General features: G+C 72.4%; 14 protein-coding genes. 12 read left to right on the forward strand and 2 right to left on the reverse strand.

All coding sequences use genetic code 11. The features are described 5' to 3' along the window. Nucleotides 1–31: 31 nt before the first annotated feature. The gene (locus ABD208_RS03825; RefSeq protein ID WP_344099655.1) at nucleotides 32–832 is read right to left on the reverse strand and encodes an SOS response-associated peptidase; all 801 of its coding nucleotides are present in this window, start codon (nucleotides 830–832) and stop codon (nucleotides 32–34) included. A 161-nt stretch (nucleotides 833–993) separates the two neighbouring features. Here ABD208_RS03825 and ABD208_RS03830 point away from each other — a divergent pair, with 161 nt between their 5' ends. The 8 genes from ABD208_RS03830 to ABD208_RS03865 all read left to right on the forward strand — a co-directional run bounded on the left by ABD208_RS03830 (nucleotide 994) and on the right by ABD208_RS03865 (nucleotide 12,427). After that, nucleotides 994–2,334, forward strand: coding sequence for a multidrug effflux MFS transporter (locus ABD208_RS03830; protein WP_425561061.1), 1,341 nt, complete (start codon nucleotides 994–996; stop codon nucleotides 2,332–2,334). Nucleotides 2,335–2,536: 202 nt separating this feature from the next. Further along, the gene (locus tag ABD208_RS03835) at nucleotides 2,537–3,916 is read left to right on the forward strand and encodes an LCP family protein (RefSeq protein ID WP_344099657.1); all 1,380 of its coding nucleotides are present in this window, start codon (nucleotides 2,537–2,539) and stop codon (nucleotides 3,914–3,916) included. A gap of 482 nt (nucleotides 3,917–4,398) precedes the next feature. Further along, a complete protein-coding gene (locus ABD208_RS03840; protein WP_344099659.1) occupies nucleotides 4,399–6,351 on the forward strand; it encodes an AfsR/SARP family transcriptional regulator in 1,953 nt (650 codons plus the stop codon). Nucleotides 6,352–6,559: 208 nt separating this feature from the next. After that, nucleotides 6,560–7,876, forward strand: coding sequence for an FAD-dependent oxidoreductase (locus ABD208_RS03845; protein WP_344099661.1), 1,317 nt, complete (start codon nucleotides 6,560–6,562; stop codon nucleotides 7,874–7,876). A gap of 7 nt (nucleotides 7,877–7,883) precedes the next feature. After that, on the forward strand, nucleotides 7,884–8,747 hold the full coding sequence (locus tag ABD208_RS03850; RefSeq protein ID WP_344099663.1) for an alpha/beta fold hydrolase: 864 nt from the start codon (nucleotides 7,884–7,886) through the stop codon (nucleotides 8,745–8,747). After that, complete coding sequence (locus tag ABD208_RS03855; protein WP_344099665.1) at nucleotides 8,744–10,276, forward strand: aspartate aminotransferase family protein; 1,533 nt, start codon at nucleotides 8,744–8,746, stop codon at nucleotides 10,274–10,276. The genes ABD208_RS03850 and ABD208_RS03855 overlap by 4 nt, the downstream gene beginning before the upstream one ends. Nucleotides 10,277–10,349: 73 nt before the next feature. Then, nucleotides 10,350–11,861: an FAD-binding protein gene (locus ABD208_RS03860; RefSeq protein WP_344099667.1), complete on the forward strand. Its 1,512-nt coding sequence runs from the start codon at nucleotides 10,350–10,352 to the stop codon at nucleotides 11,859–11,861. 35 nt (nucleotides 11,862–11,896) lie between these two features. Continuing rightward, nucleotides 11,897–12,427 (forward strand): ester cyclase, encoded by a 531-nt coding sequence (locus ABD208_RS03865; RefSeq protein WP_344099669.1) that lies wholly within the window; start codon nucleotides 11,897–11,899, stop codon nucleotides 12,425–12,427. Nucleotides 12,428–12,489: 62 nt separating this feature from the next. Here the strand turns inward: ABD208_RS03865 and ABD208_RS03870 are convergent, their stop codons facing one another. Beyond that, on the reverse strand, nucleotides 12,490–12,915 hold the full coding sequence (locus ABD208_RS03870) for a MarR family winged helix-turn-helix transcriptional regulator (protein ID WP_344099671.1): 426 nt from the start codon (nucleotides 12,913–12,915) through the stop codon (nucleotides 12,490–12,492). A gap of 128 nt (nucleotides 12,916–13,043) precedes the next feature. On the opposite strand from ABD208_RS03870, the gene ABD208_RS03875 reads away from it, so the two are divergent. From ABD208_RS03875 to ABD208_RS03890, 4 genes are all read left to right on the forward strand, one after another. Next, nucleotides 13,044–14,126 carry an alkene reductase gene (locus tag ABD208_RS03875; protein WP_344099673.1) on the forward strand — a complete coding sequence of 361 codons (1,083 nt, stop codon included), beginning with the start codon at nucleotides 13,044–13,046 and terminating at the stop codon, nucleotides 14,124–14,126. 218 nt (nucleotides 14,127–14,344) lie between these two features. Next, nucleotides 14,345–15,841, forward strand: coding sequence for an FAD-binding oxidoreductase (locus ABD208_RS03880; protein ID WP_344099675.1), 1,497 nt, complete (start codon nucleotides 14,345–14,347; stop codon nucleotides 15,839–15,841). A 72-nt stretch (nucleotides 15,842–15,913) separates the two neighbouring features. Then, nucleotides 15,914–16,741: an NAD(P)H-binding protein gene (locus tag ABD208_RS03885; protein WP_344099677.1), complete on the forward strand. Its 828-nt coding sequence runs from the start codon at nucleotides 15,914–15,916 to the stop codon at nucleotides 16,739–16,741. A gap of 43 nt (nucleotides 16,742–16,784) precedes the next feature. Next, nucleotides 16,785–17,711 (forward strand): zinc-binding dehydrogenase, encoded by a 927-nt coding sequence (locus ABD208_RS03890; protein WP_344099679.1) that lies wholly within the window; start codon nucleotides 16,785–16,787, stop codon nucleotides 17,709–17,711. Nucleotides 17,712–18,023: the final 312 nt, after the last annotated feature.

Below are 18,023 nucleotides of genomic sequence, written 5' to 3' on the forward strand. Positions count from 1 at the left end.
TGCCCGTGCCCGGCGGGCACGGGGTCAGGGTCTACAGCCACACGGGCTCGGGGTCGCGCGGTGCGGTGTCGGGTGCGATCAGCTCCGGCCCGTCGTTGCGCACCGAGCCGACGGCGGCGCCCACCGGGAGCGTCGCCAGCTCCACCCCCGGGGCCTGGAGCAGCGCGGACGCCTCCTGCGCGCCGACCCGCGGATCGAGCCAGCGGTCCCAGGCGCCGGGCGTCAGGTGGGCGGGCATGCGGTCGTGGATCCGTTCCATCTCCCCGGTGGCCGCGCGGGTGATCACGGTGGCCGTCACGAGCCAGCGCGCCGGGTCGTCGTCGGCCCGCGAGGGGTCGCGCCAGAACTCGTAGAGGCCCGCGAAGGCCGCGAAGCGGCCGGTCGCGGGGTGGATCCAGTACGCCTGCTTCGGCGTCCCGCGGCCCTTCGCGCCGGACGACGACGCCGCGCCCCCGGTGCCTGCCGCCGCCGCGCCGCCGGAGAGCTTGCGCCACTCGAAGTAGCCGTCCGCGAGGACGAGGCAGCGCCGGGCCGCGAACGGCTTGGCGAAGGCCGGCTTGTCGAGCAGCGACTCGCTGCGGGCGTTGATCATGCGCGCGCCGACGCCCGGATCCTTCGCCCAGGACGGCACCAGGCCCCACCGGGCCACCCGCATCGACCGCGTGACCTCGCCGGAGGCCCGGTCCGGCCGCTCGACGACGATCCGCACCGGATCCGTCGGCGCCACGTTCCACGACGGCCCGAGCAGCCGCGCGTCCTCGGCGAGCTCCGCGACCGCGAGCTCGTCGGCAAGATCCTGGGCGTCACTGAACGACGCGAACCGTCCGCACATGGGACCCAGTCTGCCCTGGCTGTCTGACACCGGATCGGAGCTTCTTAACCCCGCGGGGTGACCGAAATTACCGTGACTTCGTCGTATCGATTCGATACGGTGGGGGCACCGCTCTCGCAACGTCGCGTGCCCCACACCCCCGTCGTGCCGTCAGGAGACCTGTGTCCGCCGCGCAAATCGCCAGCCCATCCGTCGTTCCCGCCGTCGCCGTGCGCCCCGGCGCGCGGACCGTCGCGCTCTGGGTCCTCATGCTGGGCTCGCTGTGCGCGCTGCCCGCGTTCACCACCGACATGTACCTGCCGGGCATCCCGCAGGTCGCCGCCGATCTCGGCACGACCGAGGCGATGGCGCAGCTCACCGTGTCGGCCATGCTCGTGGGCGGTGGCCTCGGCCAGCTCGTGATCGGCCCGCTGTCCGACAGGTTCGGCCGCCGCGCCCCGCTCCTCGTGGGCCTCGTCCTGCACGTGGTCACGTCGCTGCTGTGCGCCGTCGTCCCCACGATGAGCGGGCTCATCGCGCTGCGCGTGCTGCAGGGCTTCTTCAACGCCGCGGCCGGGACCACGGCGATGGCCGTCGTCCGCGACCGGTTCACCGGGTCGGAGGCCGCGCGCATCCTCTCGCGGCTCATGCTCGTCATCGGCATCGCGCCGATGTTCGCCCCGACGATCGGCTCCGCGATCCTCGGGACGGCGTCCTGGCGCTGGGTGTTCGTGGTGCTCGCGGCCATGGGCGTGGTGCTCGCGCTTGTCGTGGTGCGGTTCATGCCCGAGACGCACGGCCCGGCGGCGCGTGCGGCGGTGGCGGCGCTGTCGTCGGGTACGACGACGTCGGGCACGGCGACGGAGGGTGCCTCCGCCGGAACCGCCGCGCCGGAGGCCGCTCCGGCCGGGCGCCCGCGGCGCGGCCTCGTGCGCACCTTCGCCGGCTACCTCACGCTGCTGCGCGACCGGCAGTTCATGGCCCTGTCCGTGCTGCCCGGCCTGTCGTTCGGCGTGCTGATGAGCTACGTCGTCAGCTCGCCCGTGGTGTTCCAGCAGGAGTTCGGCCTGTCGCACGGCGAGTTCTCGCTGCTGTTCGCCGCGAACGGCGTCGGCCTCGTGCTCGCCGCGCAGGTCAACGCGGCGCTCGTGCGCCGCATCGCCCCGATGCGCATCCTGCGGTTCTCCGTCGTGGCGCAGGCGGTGCTGACGGCGCTGCTGCTCGTCGTGGCGGTGTCCGGCGCCGGAGGCCTCGCGGGCCTGCTGGGCGTGCTCTGGCTCGCCCTGCTGTTCGCGCCCATGATCCAGCCCAACGCGGCGGCGCTCGCCATGTCCCGGCACGGGGAGATCGCGGGGACGTCGGCCGCCGTGATCGGCGCCGTGCAGTCCGGCACCGCGGGCGTGGTCAGCTCGCTCGCCGGGTTCCTGGGCGGCGGGGCGGTGGCGATGGCCGCGGTGATGCTCGGCGCGATCGTCGTCGCGCTCGTGGTGCTGCTGGCCACGCGGAGCGGGGCGCACCACTGAGCTGCCGCTGTTCCGCCCCGAACTGCCCGTGAACTGCTCCCGGACCCGCGCCGCGGGTCCGCGTCCCTGACCGGGTGCGCGGACCCGTTTTGTCGCCGGGGTCAAGGAGATATCGTGAAGTAGTCTGGGGATCCGGCACAACCATTTGTTCCTGACAAGCGTCTGAACAGATGTGAAACGTCGTGGCGCTATTCTCCGCTCCATGCCCCTGCCTGAAAGGCCATCGGCCCAGCACGCCTCGCTGCCTCCGCATCCGGTCCCGAAGCGTGCCGACCGGCCGGCCAACCGGCACTCGTCGGGCAAGGGCTGGTCGCGCAAGCCGCGGATCGTGGCGATGGCGGCCGTCGGTGTGCTGGCCCTGGGCGGGGCGAGCGCGTTCGCCGTCGTCCAGGAGCTCATGGGCGAGGTCGAGGTCTCCGATGTCTCGGGCATCATCGGCGCCACTCCCGTGGCACAGGGCCCCGGCGACCCGTTCGCGGACTCGCCGGTGAACATCCTGGTGATGGGCACCGACCACCGGGACGCCGCGAACGCGGCGATCGCCGGGGCGGGGGACGAGACCGGGATGCGCTCGGACACGACGATGCTGGTGCACATCTCGGCGGACCGGTCCTGGATCCACGTGGTCTCGATCCCGCGCGACTCGATGGTGTACCGGCCGTCGTGCAAGCTGCCGGGCGGGGGGATGTCCCAGGGCTTCGAGATCGGCCAGTTCAACGGCTCGTTCGACGCGGCCGGAAGCCTCACGGGCGAGGGGCCCGACGATCTCACCTACGGCGCGGCCTGCACCATCCAGACCGTCATGGAGAACACGGGCATACCGCTGCCGAACCACGTCGTGGTGAAGATGAACGGCGTGATCGACGTCGTGGACGCCATGGACGGGGTGCGGGTCTGCCTGCCGTACCCCATCGTCACGCCCGCGAACTACGGCGGCGTCAACCTCCCGGCGGGCGAGCAGCGGCTGGACGGCATGGACGCGATCGACTACCTCCGCGCCCGGCACGTCGAGGGGACCAGCCAGAGCGACCTCGAGCGCATCGACCGCCAGCAGGGCTTCATCAACGCCATGCTGCGGCAGCTGCTGTCGGCGGAGACCCTGGCGAACCCGGCCACGATGCTGAACCTGTCCAAGGCGGTGCTCGGATCGGTGAGCCCGGACCCCGCCCTCGGCGACGCCCGCCACCTCGCGGGCCTGGCGCTCAGCCTCAAGGACATCCAGCAGAACCGGATCAAGTTCACGACGATCCCCAACCAGCCGTGGACCCAGGACCCGAACCGGGTCGAGTGGACCCCGGACGCCGATCAGGTCTGGGCCGACATCACCAACGACGTGCCGCCGGCGGGGCTGCCGCCCCTCCCGGGGGAGAAGAAGGAGGGCGCCGCGAGCAAGAAGACCGCCGGCGCCCAGGAGGCGTCGGCCGAGGTCGAGGTGGACGGCGGCGCCGCGGGGACCGAGGGCGGCGCGGAGGCCGACCCCGCCGGCGAGGCGACGCCGGACGCGACGGCCGGCGACACCGCGAAGCCCTCGGCGTCGTCGTCGCCGGAACCCAGCCAGCCCACCGGCACCTGCGCCGGCTGACCCCCCGCGCCGGGAGCGGGCCCGCGGCCTGAGGCCGCGGGCCTCGTTCTGCTGCCCGCACGCGGCGGCTCCACGGTTGCGGGTGAAAGATTTGCGCCCGGCGCGCGTACTCCGAATTTCAGCTGTCAGGTGATGGTCATTCACCGGGTGTTTGCGGGCGCGGGGCGGGCGGGCCAAGACGCGGGATATCGCCACCAACGGCATCACCGGCCGGTTCGCGAACGCCTCCGCCCTCATCGGCCACGCCGTCTCCCTAAGCCCGTACCGGCGTGCCCTTCGTCGGTGAACCCGCAGGTCACGGGCTATCCTGGGCGCTCCATCCGGTGCCGAACATTCACAAGCCGATTACACAACCGGCGGGATGGCCATGTCTACGATTCCAGGGGCACGGACTCAATGCACCTTAATCATTTCGGGATGTACTGATGCGATTTCAATTACTGGGTCCGTTGGAAGTTCGGGACTGGGACAAGGTCATTCCGTTGGGCGGGACCAAGCAGCGCGCGACGCTCGGCCTGCTTCTTCTCCATGCCAACAAGGTGGTGGCCACGAGCAAGCTGCTCGATGCCCTCTGGGCGAGCGGCGAGGCGCCGGTGACGGCACGCAAGATCCTGCACAACGCGATCAGCGGGCTGCGCCGCGCGCTGGCGCACGGGGACCAGGCCGCGGGCGAGGAACTGCTTGTCACGAGACCGCCCGGTTACCGGATCGTGGCCGATCCGGAGGAGGTCGACCTCTATGTCTTCTACCGGCTGCTCGGGGAGGGCCGTGCCGAGCTGAAACAGGGCAACCCGGAGCGCGCGGTGGGCACGTTGCGCCAGGCGCTCGACATGTGGCGCGGGCCCGTGCTCTGCGACCTGGTGGAGACGGGGATCTCCTGGCCGGAGCTGGCCGCGGTGCGCAACGCGCGGCTCGATGCCATGGAGGACTACTTCGAGGCCGCGGTGGCCTGCGGCCGGGAGCACGACATCCTGCGCGAGCTCGAGGCGATGGTGGAGGCCGAGCCGCAGCGGGAGCGGGCGTGCGCCCAGCTGATGATCGCGTTGTACCGCACGGGACGGCACGCCGACGCGCTCGAGGTCTACTCCCGGACGCGGTCCGCGCTGGTGGACGAGCTCGGCCTGGACCCGAGCCGCGACCTCCAGCTGCTCCAGCGCTCCATCCTGAACCACGACCCGGCCCTGGCCGGCGGGCAGGTCGTCACCGAGGCCGGGCCGGCGCGCGCGCCGGTGGTGCGGGAGGCCGTGCCCGACAGGGGCAGCGTCCTGCTCGTCCGCCGGCAGGCCAGTCCGGGCGCGGGGCCCGGGCAGGCCGACCGGCTCATGGAGGACGCCGCCGGGCTGGTCCGCAGGGCCGTGCACTTCTTCGGCGGGAAGCCGACCGTCTCGTTCGGCTCGACGTCGATGGCGGTCTTCGAGGCCGGCACGGAGGACGGCGCTCCGTGCGCGGTGCGTGCCGGCTGGGAGATCCGGCGGCAGCTGGCCGCCGCGGGGGACCGCGGGGCCCGGATCGCCGTCGCGACGGGAACGGCGCTCGTGCGCAGCGACCCGGAGATGAGCGGCTGGCTGATGGTCCGCGGCTCCGCGGTGGACCGGTGCCAGGACCTGCTCGCCACGGCGGCCGAGGGGGAGATGGTCGTCTGCTCGGACACCCGCCGGGACGCGGGGGAGCAGTTCCTCTTCGCGCGCGCGCCGCACACCCCGGCCGGGTGGCTGGTGCAGGGCGCGGCCGAGGAGGCCGGGCGCCGCAACCTGACGCCGGGGGCCGGGGAATCGGAGCTGTCCGTGGTGAGCTGCCTGCTGGAGTGCGCGAGGTCGCGGCGCAGGCCGCATCTCGTCACCGTCCTGGGCGACCCCGGGGGCGGGAAGTCGCGGTTCCTGGCGGAGTTCGAGGGCCGTCTCGCCGGCCAGCTGCAGGCCGTGGAGTTTCTGGTGAGCTACAGCCTGGCGGGAGGGCTGCGCGTCCAAGGGGACGCCGGGCCCACGCGGCTCGCGGGCGTGACGGCCCGGCTGGAGGAGATCTTCCGCGAGGCGTCGCTCGAGCAGGGCTCGATCGCCCGGATGCGGCGGCTGGGCAAGGAGTTCCTCGCGGAGACCACCCTGGACCGGCCGCTGGTCGTGATCGTCGACGACCTGCACCGGATGCCGGAGACGTTCCTCGACTTCGTCGAGCTCCTCGCCGGCGTCTCCCGGGGCGTGCCGCTGCTCGTGGTCGGGGCGGCGGGTCCGGAGCTGCTGCGCCGCCGGCCCGAGTGGAACGGGGGCAGCCCGCACTCGACCACGATCACCCTGGACCCCCTGTCGGGGGCGGCCCTGGACCAGCTGCACGTGCTCCGCCGCCGCGCGTGGCACATCGCGGACCGTCACCTCGGCGTGGCCCTGGGGGCGGGTTCCCGTGCCCGCGTCGCGAGCGGCCGGGCGCACCTCGACGGCTGACGGGGCAGGTGCGGCCGCCCTCCGGGGCGGCGTTCGCCCGGATGTGTCAGCTCTAGGCGTTCGGTAACGCCCGCAGTTTCCGCGCGATGACCGGCCGGTGATGCGGGTGCGGCTACCTTGACCGCGGAACGGGCGCAGAAGGGGCGGGTGGTCTGCGCGGACCACCGCGAGATCTGCGAGAACACCAGAGTCCCAGAGGAGAGTCGCAATGAACAGCAGTAAGTCGACGAGCGCTGTCGTGCTCGGCGGAGGAATCTCGGGATTGTTCGCCACTCGCGTGCTGGCCGAGCACTACGACACCGTCACCCTGGTCGACCGTGACCACCTGACCGGGCCGAACCTGCTCCGTCGTGGCCTGCCGCAGGGGCACCACCTGCACGGTCTCCTCGCGCGGGGCCAGGAGATCACCGAGGAGCACTTCCCCGGCATCACCGACCAGATGGTCGCCGACGGCTCGGCGATCGGCGACGCGTCCAACGACGTGCGCTGGATCATCGCGGGCAAGCCGCTCGTGCAGACCGACTCCGGGCTCACCTGCCTCACCGCGTCCCGGCCGTTCTTCGAGTCGCACATCCGCGACCGCGTCCTCGCCCTGCCGAACGTCGTGCTCTCGGAGCAGACCGACATCAGCCGGCTCGACGTCAGCGAGGACGGCAAGCGGGTCCAGGGCGTCTGGGTGTTCCCCGAGGGCAAGCACGAGACCCTCCTGCCCGCCGACCTCGTCGTCGACGCCTCGGGCCGCGGCTCGCGCCTGTCCGTGTGGCTCGACGACCTCGGCTACGGGAAGGTGCCCGAGGAGAAGCACAAGATCGGGATGGGCTACGCCACCCGGTACTACGAGATCCCGGACGAGGCCTTCGAGGGCAACATCTCGGTCAACACCGTCGCCTCCCCGGAGGTCCCGCGCGGGTGCATCTGCCAGAAGATCGACGGCGGCCGCGCCATCGTGACGGCCTACGGCATCCTGGGCGACCACCCGCCGACCGACCCCGAGGGCTACCTCGACTTCATCAAGTCCCTGGCCGCGCCCGACATCTACAACATCCTCCAGCAGGCGAAGCCGCTCAACGACCCGGTCGCCTACAAGTTCCCCACGAACCTGCGCCGGCACTACGAGCTCATGTCCGACCTGCCCAGCGGCATCCTGGCGATCGGCGACGGCGTCGCGAGCTTCAACCCCAGCTACGCGCAGGGCATGACGGTCGCCGCGCTCGGCTCGGTCGTGCTGCGTGACCACGTCGCCGGCGGCGGCCCCGTCGACACCCTCGCCTACTTCAAGGACCTCGCCCAGAACGCGGTCGACGGCTGCTGGGACGTGGCGGTCAGCAACGACCTCGCCTTCCCCGGCGTCGAGGGCGAGCGGACGCCCGAGATCACCGAGACGCACGAGTTCATCGCGAAGGTGCAGGACGCCGCGGCGGTCGACGCCGAGGTGTCCCGCGCGTTCCAGCGGGTCATCGGCCTGGCCGACCACTACACCGTGCTGCACGAGCCGCACCTCGAAGCCAAGATCCTGGGGGCCTGAACGCGCCATGACCCTCCAGCAGATCACCCTCGGTGACCTCACCTTCGACGTCGAGGTCGACGGCCCCGCCGACGGCCCCGCCGTCCTCCTCCTGCACGGGTTCCCGCACAGCCGGGCGTCCTACGCGGACGTCGCGCCGATCCTGAACGGCGCCGGCTTCCGCACGATCACCCCCGACCAGCGCGGCTACTCCGACGGCGCCCGGCCGGCCGACGTCGCCGGGTACGCCCTGCCGCTGCTGGCGGGCGACGCGCTCGGGATCCTGGACCACCTCGGGATCGGGTCCGCCCACGTGGTGGGGCACGACTGGGGCGCGGCGGTCGCCTGGTACCTCGGTGCCCGCCACCCGGAGCGGGTGCGCACCCTGGTCGCGCTCGCGATCCCCCACCTGGACGCCTACCAGCACGCCTTCCGCGTCGACGAGGAGCAGCAGCACGGCTCGCAGTACGTCGAGATGCTCATGGCGGCCGGCTCGGCCGACCAGTTCCTGGCCGACGACTCGGCCGGGCTGTGGGCCTGGTTCGCGCAGGCGGGCGAGGACATCCTCACCCGCGAGCAGGTGGAGCGCTACGTCACCAAGCACTCGCGGCCCGGCGTCCTGGACGCGGCGCTGAACTGGTACCGGGCGAACAACCTGCTCGGTGAGCCGTTCGGGTTCGGCCCGGTGACGGTGCCCACCACGTTCGTCTGGAGCCCGTCCGACACCGCGGTCAGCAAGCTGTCGGTCGAGAAGACCCAGGAGTACGTGACCGGGCCGTACCAGCTCGTCACGCTGCCGGAGATCTCGCACTGGCAGCCGCAGCAGGCGCCGGAGGCGGTCGCCGGGGAGATCCTGCGGCTCGCCGCGACCGAACAGGAGGCGGCACGATGACCGAGGTCGCAGTCGAGGAACTCGCCGAGCCGTACCTCCGCGGGGTGCTCGCCACCGCCGGCCTGGACGTCGAGTACGTGCGGGGCGAGGGCGACACGCTCTACTACCGGCGCGGCGACGAGGAGGTCCCCGTGCTGGACCTCGTGGGCGGCTACGGGTCGACGATGTTCGGCCACAGCCACCCGGAGCTGGTCGCCTACGCCCGGGAGCTGCTGGCCGCGGGGACGCCGATCCACGCCCAGTTCTCCCGCCACCCGTACGCGAACGACGTCGCGGCCGGCCTGAACCGGATCATCAGGCGCGAGACGGGCTCCGACGAGTCGTACTTCGCGATCTTCGCCAACAGCGGCGCCGAGGCCATCGAGGCCGCGATGAAGCACGCGGAGCTCGAGCGCTACGCCCGCGTCGAGGGCCTGCGGGCCGAGATCGCCGCGCACGCCGAGGCGGCGCGCGCGGCCGCGGCGGACGGCGTCGTCGACGCCGGCGAGGTGGACGCGGCCGTCGCGGAGGCCACGGCGCACAACGAGGCGCTGTTCGCCGCCACGCCGCTGTTCCTCGCCCCGGTGGGCTCGTTCCACGGCAAGCTCGCGGGCAGCACGCAGCTCACCTACAACCCGGTCTACCGGGCGGTGTTCTCGGCGCTCGCCGCGCAGGCGCGGTTCGTGCCGGTGGACGAGCCGGGCGCGATCGACGACGTCGTGCGGTCCGAGAGCCGCTGGCTGCACGACGTGGTGGCCGACGGCGGCCGGGTCACCGTCGTCCGGCGCCCCTTCCCGCGGTTCTGCGCGGTGGTGCTGGAACCGATCCTCGGCGAGGGCGGGATCCACGAGATGCCGGAGGCGTTCGTCCAGGACGTCCAGCGGCTGGCCGGCGAGCTGGACATCCCGGTCGTGGTGGACGAGATCCAGACCGGGATGGGCCGCACCGGCGCCTTCCTCGCGAGCAGCCACCTCGGCCTGCGGGGCGACTACTACGCGCTGGCCAAGAGCCTCGGCGGCGGCATCGCCAAGGCCGCGGTCATGCTGGTCAAGGCGTCGCGCTACCAGAGCAGCTTCGAGATGATGCACAGCTCGACGTTCGCCAAGGACAGCTTCTCCTGCCTCATCGCGGGCAAGGTGCTCGACCTGCTCGAGGCCGGCGACGGCGAGGTGTACCGCGCCGCCGAGGAGCGCGGGACCGAGCTCCTGGACGCCCTCCGGGGGCTCCGGACGGAGTTCCCGGAGGTCCTGACGGACGTGCGCGGGCGCGGCCTGATGATCGGCCTGGAGTTCGCCGAGCAGGGCGAGGCCGGCTCCGGCATCCTGCGGGAGCTGCACGGCTCCGGGTTCTTCGGGTACTACCTCGCCGGGTTCCTGCTCCGCGAGCACGGCATCCGGACGTTCCCGACGTCGAGCGCGGTGCACACGCTGCGCTTCGAGCCGTCGGCGCTGATCAGCAGCGCCGACATCGCCCGGCTGACCGAGGCGCTGCGCGACCTGTGCCGGGAGATCCGGGACACGGACGGCGGGCGGCTGGCGCCGGTCGGCTGAGCGACCCGGGCCCGCCCGGCTCACCGAGCCCGGCGGGTTCCACGTCCACGACGATCATCAAGGTGAGGATTGCATGCCCAGTTCCCAGGTCGAGGTCATCAAGCCCGGCGACGAACGATACGCACCACTGACCGCGAGCTTCAACGGGAGGTGGGGATCCGGCACGCCCGACTACGTGCTGCTGCCCGCCACCGCCGACGAGGCGGTCGAGGCCGTCCAGCACGTGATCGACAACGGGGATCGGTTCGCGATCCACAGCAGCGGCGCGTGCTACGAGGACCTGCTCACCAACAGCGCGGTGCGGGCGCTGGTCAGCACCTCGGCGCTGAACTCGGTCGAGTTCGACCCGGAGCGGTCCGCGTTCGCGGTCGGGCCGGGCATCTCGACCGCGGACCTCTACCTGAAGCTGTACGAGGGCTGGCAGGTGACGGTGCCCGCGGGCGCGGGGCCGCCGGTGGCGCTGGCCGGGCAGCTGACCAACGCCGGGTACGGGCCGCTGACCCGGAAGCTCGGTCAGCTCGTCGACTACCTCGAGGCGGTCGAGGTCGTCGTGGTCGGCGACGACGGCCGCGCCCGCAAGGTTGTCGCCGGCCGGGGCGCCGACGACGAGCACCGCGACCTCTGGTGGGCCCACACCGGCGGCGGCGGCGGGACGTTCGGGCTCGTGACCAAGTTCTGGCTGCGCTCGCCCGGTGCGGACGGCGACGACCCCGCCGCCCAGCTGCCCCGGGCGCCGCAGGAGCTCATCGTCTCGGAGGTCGCGTGGTCGTGGGACGGGATGACGCAGGAGTCCTTCACCCGCCTGCTGGCGAACTTCGGCGCGTGGCACGTGGCGAACAGCGCCCCCGGCTCGCGGGCGGCCGCCCTGTTCAGCGCACTCAAGCCGCGGCACGTCTCGGCGGGTGAGTTCCTGATGTCGACGGAGGTCGACGCCGCGACGCCGGACGCGGCCGGCCTGCTCGACGAGTTCCTCGCCGCGGTCAGCGAGGGCACCGGCCTGACCCACCGCGAGGAGCGCCGGACGGTCGGCTGGCTGGAGCACGTGACCGCCTGGGCGGGCCTCGGCGGGGACGGCTGGGAGGGCAAGGGCCGGTTCAAGGCGAAGTCGGCGTACCAGCGCACGGCCTTCACCGGGGAGCAGCTGGGCGCGATCTACCGGCACCTGTCCGACCCGGGCTTCGACAACCCGGCGACGATGGTGGAGATCGGCGGGTACGGCGGGGCCGTCAACGCGGTCGAGGAGGGCGCCACGGCCACCCGCCAGCGGGACTCGGTGATGAGGTTGCTCTACCTGACCATGTGGGCCGGCGAGGAGGAGGACGCGGCGCACCTGGCCTGGCTGCGGCGCTGGTACGCCGACGTCCACGCGGCGACGGGCGGGGTGCCGGGCCTGCGCGGCGCCACCGACGGCGCCGTCCTCAACTACATCGACGCCGACCCGCTCGACGAGGAGCTCAACACCTCGGGCATCGCCTGGCACGAGCTGTACCACGGCAGCACCTACCCGAGGCTGCAGGAGATCAAGGCGAAGTGGGACCCGCGGGACGCGTTCACGCACGCGCTCGCCGTGCGGCGACCCGACTGAACCACCGGCACACATCCCCGACCCGAAGGAACCCCATGTCGACCACCCAGCACACCGACTACCTCGACGAGGCCTACAGCACCGCGCGGGCCCAGCTCGGCGGCTCCCTGCCGGAGTCCCTCGCGGGCTTCATGACCCGCTGGTTCGAGGCGGTCAACGCCCAGGACATCGACGCACAGCTCGAGATGTGCACCGACGACATCCACGTCGAGGACCCGGCCATGCAGGGCCGCTTCACCGACGGCAAGGACGAGTTCCGGCGCTTCGCCGAGATCACCTACATCGCGTTCCCGGACATGCGCTTCACCGAGATCGGCGCGCCGTACCTCGCCCTGGACGGCGGCAGCATCGCGGTGCGGTGGCGTGGCACGGCCACGCTGACCGGTGACATCTCGGGCTGGCCGCCGGAGAACCCGGGGCCGGTCGTCAAGGCCACGGGCAAGTCGTTCGACCTCGAGGGCTACGACATCTACGAGTTCTCCGGCGGAAAGATCTCCACCTGGCTGATCCGCTACGACAACCTGGAGATGGGCACGCAGATCGGCCTGATCCCGCCGATCGGGTGACCGAGGCAGGACGTGCCGGCGTGTCGGCCGGGCCCGGTTCGCCGGGCCCGGCCGGCGTCGCGTCAGCTGCCCAGCGCCTTGTGCAGCAGCGCGGTGAGCTGCTCGCGCTCCGCGGCGGTGAGGTTGGCCGCGGCCGTCCGGGGCAGCTCGAAGGACTCCTCGAAGTCGCCGTACAGCTTGTCCCCGTCCGGGGTGCGCACGATCTGGCGGGACCGCCGGTCGTCGGGATGGGGCTCGCGGTGGACCAGATCGCGGGTCTCCAGGCGGGCGACGATCTGGGTGATGTTGGAGGCGTCGCAGCGCAGTTCCTCGGCGAGCTCGCCCATCCCGCGGCGGTGCTCCACCCGGCCCAGGACGCACGCCTGGGCGGTGCTGAGGCCGTGGTCGCTCGCCGCGGCGTCCCAGGCCTGGTTGTAGGCGTCGACGAAGGTGAACAGCGCCTGCTCGAGGTCGGTCGAGGCGCTCGCGGGGACTGAGGGCACTGCCATGAAGAGATGGTATTCCACATGCGTGAGCGAATAAAGGATCGGTGCTTGATCCACTCAAGGAACCGTGCCAGGATGTCGCTTGAGTTGATCAAGCAACTCGAGTTCAGGCATGTCAGTGAGGAGAAGTCGTGAGCACTCTGTTCGAACCGGTGACGGTTGGCGCACTGCAGCTGCCGTCCCGTCTGGTGATGGCCCCCATGACGCGGAACAGGGCGACCCAGCAGGGTGTCGTCACCGAGATCACCGCCGAGTACTACGCGCAGCGGGCCGGCGCGGGCCTGATCGTGTCCGAGAGCATCCAGCCGAGCGTGCTCGGCCAGGGCTACATCCTGACCCCCGGCCTGCACACCGAGGAGCAGATCGCGGCGTGGCGCACGGTCACCGACGCGGTGCACGCCAAGGGCGGCCGCATCGTGGCGCAGATCACCCACTGCGGGCGCATCGGCCACCCGTCGCTGTACCCGAACGGCGAGCTCCCCGTCGCCCCGTCCGCGGTCGCCTCGGGCGAGCAGATGATCAGCTTCGAGGGTCCGCTGGACCACCCGACGCCGCGTGAGATGACGACCGAGGACATCACCGGCGCCGTGGCCGAGTTCGTGCAGGCCGCGCGCAACGCCATCGAGGCCGGGTTCGACGGCGTCGAGGTGCACGGCGGCAACGGCTTCCTGGTGCACCAGTTCCTCGCGGACAACACCAACCTCCGTACCGACGAGTACGGCGGCTCGGTCGAGAACCGCATCCGGTTCGCGGTCGAGGTCGTGCGCGGCATCGCCGACGCGATCGGTGCCGACCGGGTCGGCATCCGGGTCTCCCCGGGCAGCCCGTACAACGGCATGGTCGAGAGCGACCCGGCCACGGTGTACACGGCTCTGCTCGGCGAGCTCGCGGCGCTCGGCATCGCCTACCTGCACATCATCGAGATGGGCACGCGCGGCCTGACCAAGCAGCTCCGCGACGTCTGGTCGGGTGTGCTCATCCTCAACCCGCACGAGACCATGGAGATCTTCCCGGCCACGGCCGAGGTCGCGCAGGAGACGGCGGAGTCCGGCATCGCGGACGCGGTGTCCCTGGCGGCGCTGTGGCTCGCGAACCCCGACCTGGACGCGCGCATCCAGGCCGGCGGCCCGTACAACACGCCGGACCAGGCCACCTTCTACGGCGGCGACCACACCGGGTACACGGACTACCCGACGCTGGAGAACGCGAAGTAGGACGCAGGAATCCGCCGCGCGTCCCGCGCGGCGACACGGGGCTTGTCCGGGCAGGGTCGCTCATCCCGCCGGGCAAGCCCCGCCGCCCTGCCCGGTAGCCGGACCGCCCCGCGGTCCCGGCGCCCGGCCCGGGAGGGCATTCCCCCGGCGGTGAGGGCCGCCACTCATTCAGTCGGACCAGGAGGTCTCGCGTCATGCACGAAGGTTCACCGGTTGCCGTGTCGAGCGGAGCGACGGTCCGGCCCGGCGATGCCCGCTACCGGGGACTGATCAGCGGCGCGAACACCCGCTGGGTCGGGACGCCCGAGTACGTCCGGCTTGTCTCGTCCGCCGCGGAGGTCGTGGCGGCCGTGCAGGAGGCCGTCGACCAGGGCCTGCGGGTCACCGTGCGCAGCGGCGGCCACTGCGACGAGGACTTCACGACGTCGTCCGGCATCCAGGTCGTGATCAACGTCGCGGGCATGGACGCCGTGTACTACGACGAGGAGCGCCAGGCGTTCGCCGTCGAACCGGGGGCGACGCTGGGCCGGGTCTACGAGACGCTGTACCGCGGCTGGGGCGTCACCCTCCCCGGCGGCACGTGCCCGACGGTCGGCGCGGGCGGGCACATCGCCGGCGGCGGCTACGGTGCGCTGTCGAGGCTGCACGGGCTGACCGTCGACTACCTGCACGCCGTCGAGGTCGTCGTCGTCGGCGCGGACGGGCGGGCCCGCACCGTCGTGGCCACCTCCGAGCCGGACGACCCGCACCGCGAGCTCTGGTGGGCGCACACCGGCGCCGGCGGCGGCAACTTCGGCGTCATCACCAGGTACTGGCTGCGGGCTCCCGGCACCGCGTCGGCGGAACCGGCGGATCAGCTGCCGGCCCCGCCCGCGGAGCTCCTCGTGTCCGACGTCGCGTGGTCGTGGGACGACCTGACCGAGGAGGGCTTCACGCGCCTGGTGCGCAACTTCGGCGAGTGGCACGAGGCCAACTCCGCGGCGGGCTCCCCGGGCGCCGGGCTCTACAGCCAGCTCAAGACGCAGCACCGGTCCGCGGGGGCGTTCCGGATGAGCACCCAGGTGGACGCGAGCGTGCCGGGTGCGCCCGAGCTGCTGGACGCGTTCCTCGCCGCCGTGAACGAGGGCACCGGCGCGGAGTACTCGGTCAACGACCGCAGCGTCCTGCCGTGGTTCTACGTGGTGCGGGAGTGGTTCGGGTTCGTCGAGCCGTCGCTCCCGCGCTGGAAGGCCAAGTCGGCGTACCTGCGCCAGGCGATGCCGGCCGACCAGCTCGCCGCGCTGTACCGGCAGCTCACGCGCGAGGACTACGACAACCCGTTCTCGATGGTCGCCCTGGTCTCCTACGGCGGGCGGATCAACGACGTCGAGGCCGGGGTGACCGCGGTGGCCCAGCGCGACTCGGTGATGAAGCTGCTGTACGTGACGCTCTGGACCGAGCCGTCCGAGGACGACCGGCACGACCGGTGGATCCGGGAGTGCTACACGGACGTCTATGCCGCGACCGGCGGCGTGCCGCGGTCCAACGACGTCACCGACGGGTGCTTCATCAACTACGCCGATGCCGACCTCGCCGATCCCGCGTTGAATGAGTCCGGGGTCCCGTGGCACGAGCTGTACTTCGGGGCGAACTACCCCCGGCTCCAGGCGGTCAAGAGGCAGTGGGACCCGCGTGGCGAGTTCGGCCACGCGCTGGCCGTCCGCCCCGCCGGGTGACCCCCCGCCCGGCCGGATCGCCGGGCGCCGAGCAGACCAACCAGACCAGCAGTGGGGAAGGACCCGATCAACATGACCCGAACCGTTTTCGTCACCGGAGCGCGCGGCAAGACCGGCCGCGAGGTGGTGGCGCAGCTCGCCGGACGCGGTGACACCGAGGTCCGCGGCGGGTCCTCGCAGGCCCCGCAGGCGCCGACCACGATCGCCTTCGACTGGCGGGACCAGTCGACCTGGCCCAAGGCGGTGGGCGGGGCGGACGCGATCTACCTCGGCCGGCCCGACGTCCAGGACTCTCCCGAGCTGATCACGCAGCTGATCGCCGCGGCGCCGGGCGCGCACATCGTCCTCGTCTCCGAGCAGGGCGCCGAGCAGGCCACGCCCGGCGGCTGGGTGCAGCAGGTCGAGGCGGCCGTCACCGGCAGCGCGAGCCGCTGGACGATCGTGCGCCCGTCGTGGTTCCAGCAGGTCATGACCGACCCGCGCTACTTCCTGGACGCGATCCGCGTGCACCGCAGGCTCGTCCTGTCGACCGGGGGCACGCCCATCGCCTGGGTCGACACCCGCGACATCGCGGCCGTCGCCGTGCAGGCGATCCTGGACCCCGGCACGCACCACGGCAAGGCGTACACCGTGACCGGGCCCGAGGCGGTCACCCTGGACGGCGTCGCGACCGCCCTCTCCGCCGTGACCGGCGCCCAGGTCACGGCGTCGGACGTCCCGCTGGACCAGGCCGTCGCCGGCATGCCCCCGTGGCTCTCCGAGGTCGTCGGCGACATGTACCGCCGGGTGCACGACGGGACGTTCGCGGCCGTCAGCGGCGACGTCGAGGCCGTCACGGGCACCAGGGCGCGCGCGATCGGGGACTTCGTCACCGAGCACGCCGCGCAGTGGCGCGCCTGAGCGCCGCGCGCCGCCCCCACGACACCGGCAGATCGGACTCACGATGAAGGCACTGGTCCACCACCGGGCGAGCGCGCACATGCTGCGCATCGCCGACGCGCCCGACCCCGCGCCCGGCCCGTCGCAGGCGCTGGTCGAGGTCGCCGCGTTCTCGTTCAACTTCGGCGAGGTCGTGTTCCGGTCGCCGGACGCGCCGGACGGCAGGATCCCGGGCTGGGACGCGGCGGGGACCGTCGTGGCCGCGGCCGCCGACGGCTCGGGGCCGCCCGCCGGGACCCGCGTGGTCACCTTCGGCTGGGGCGGCGCCTGGGCGGAGCTCCGGGCGGTCGAAACCAGCGAGATCGCGGTGGTCCCGGACGGCGTCGGCCTCGCGGCCGCGGCGGCCCTGCCCGTGGCCGGGGTCACCGCGCTGCAGGCCGTCCGGCGGCTCGGTTCCGTGCTCGGCAAGCGCGTGCTGGTCACGGGCGCGTCGGGCGGGGTCGGCGGGTTCGCGGTGCAGCTCGCGAACCTGAGCGGTGCCGAGGTCGTCGCGTCCGTCGGGTCCCCCGAGCGGGGCGAGGGCCTGCACGAGCTGGGGGCGGCGGAGATCGTCGTCGGCCCGCGGGCCCTGACGCGGCGGGTCGACGCCGTCGTGGACAACGTGGGTGGTCAGCAGCTGGCCGACGCGTACCAGCGGCTCACCAGCGGGGGCATCGTCTCGGCCGTGGGGATGGCCTCCAAGGAGCCCACCACGATCGACTTCGAGGAGGCCCGGATCGCGCACGACCGCGGGCGGATCGAGACGTTCAGCATCTCCGTGCCGCTCGGCCGCGACCTGCAGTACCTCGTGGACCTGGCGGACCGCGGGCAGCTGCGGATCCCGCTCGGCTGGCGGGGCGACTGGCACTCCTACGAGGACGCCGTGACGCAGCTGGTGAACCGGAAGGTGCGCGGGAAGGCCGTGCTGGAGGTCCGCAACGCCGATCTCTGATCGCCCGGGAATGCTGATCCCGTGACGCCTTCGTGAAGGCGTCACGGGATCCCCGCGGCGGTGAGGAGAAAGCCCCGCACAATGCGCCGCCGTTCGAGCGGCCGCCGTATCGCTCGTCCACGCCGGCCCGTGTGGCCCACGCGCCGCGAAAGACCGCCGCCCTCGAAACATCACCCCAGGCCGTTCCGCTCAGCGGACGGTCTATGATGCGTTCCCGTAAGGCCTTCGCTGCCCTTTTGTGAATGCGCCGTGATTCTTCGGCGGGCAACCGCTTCCTCACCTGCCCGCCATCGCTCGCTCATTGCCTGGAAT

The organism is Myceligenerans crystallogenes, assembly GCF_039529775.1.
GTDB lineage: Bacteria > Actinomycetota > Actinomycetes > Actinomycetales > Cellulomonadaceae > Myceligenerans > Myceligenerans crystallogenes.

What these genes read in the sequence shown, in the direction of transcription:
- ABD208_RS03855 (WP_344099665.1), top strand. Translation starts at nt 8,744, where the DNA reads ATGACCGAGGTCGCAGTCGAGGAACTCGCCGAGCCGTACCTCCGCGGG.
- ABD208_RS03825 (WP_344099655.1), bottom strand. Translation starts at nt 832, where the DNA reads ATGTGCGGACGGTTCGCGTCGTTCAGTGACGCCCAGGATCTTGCCGAC.
- ABD208_RS03860 (WP_344099667.1), top strand. Translation starts at nt 10,350, where the DNA reads ATGCCCAGTTCCCAGGTCGAGGTCATCAAGCCCGGCGACGAACGATAC.
- ABD208_RS03835 (WP_344099657.1), top strand. Translation starts at nt 2,537, where the DNA reads ATGCCCCTGCCTGAAAGGCCATCGGCCCAGCACGCCTCGCTGCCTCCG.
- ABD208_RS03850 (WP_344099663.1), top strand. Translation starts at nt 7,884, where the DNA reads ATGACCCTCCAGCAGATCACCCTCGGTGACCTCACCTTCGACGTCGAG.
- ABD208_RS03890 (WP_344099679.1), top strand. Translation starts at nt 16,785, where the DNA reads ATGAAGGCACTGGTCCACCACCGGGCGAGCGCGCACATGCTGCGCATC.
- ABD208_RS03845 (WP_344099661.1), top strand. Translation starts at nt 6,560, where the DNA reads ATGAACAGCAGTAAGTCGACGAGCGCTGTCGTGCTCGGCGGAGGAATC.
- ABD208_RS03865 (WP_344099669.1), top strand. Translation starts at nt 11,897, where the DNA reads ATGTCGACCACCCAGCACACCGACTACCTCGACGAGGCCTACAGCACC.
- ABD208_RS03870 (WP_344099671.1), bottom strand. Translation starts at nt 12,915, where the DNA reads ATGGCAGTGCCCTCAGTCCCCGCGAGCGCCTCGACCGACCTCGAGCAG.
- ABD208_RS03885 (WP_344099677.1), top strand. Translation starts at nt 15,914, where the DNA reads ATGACCCGAACCGTTTTCGTCACCGGAGCGCGCGGCAAGACCGGCCGC.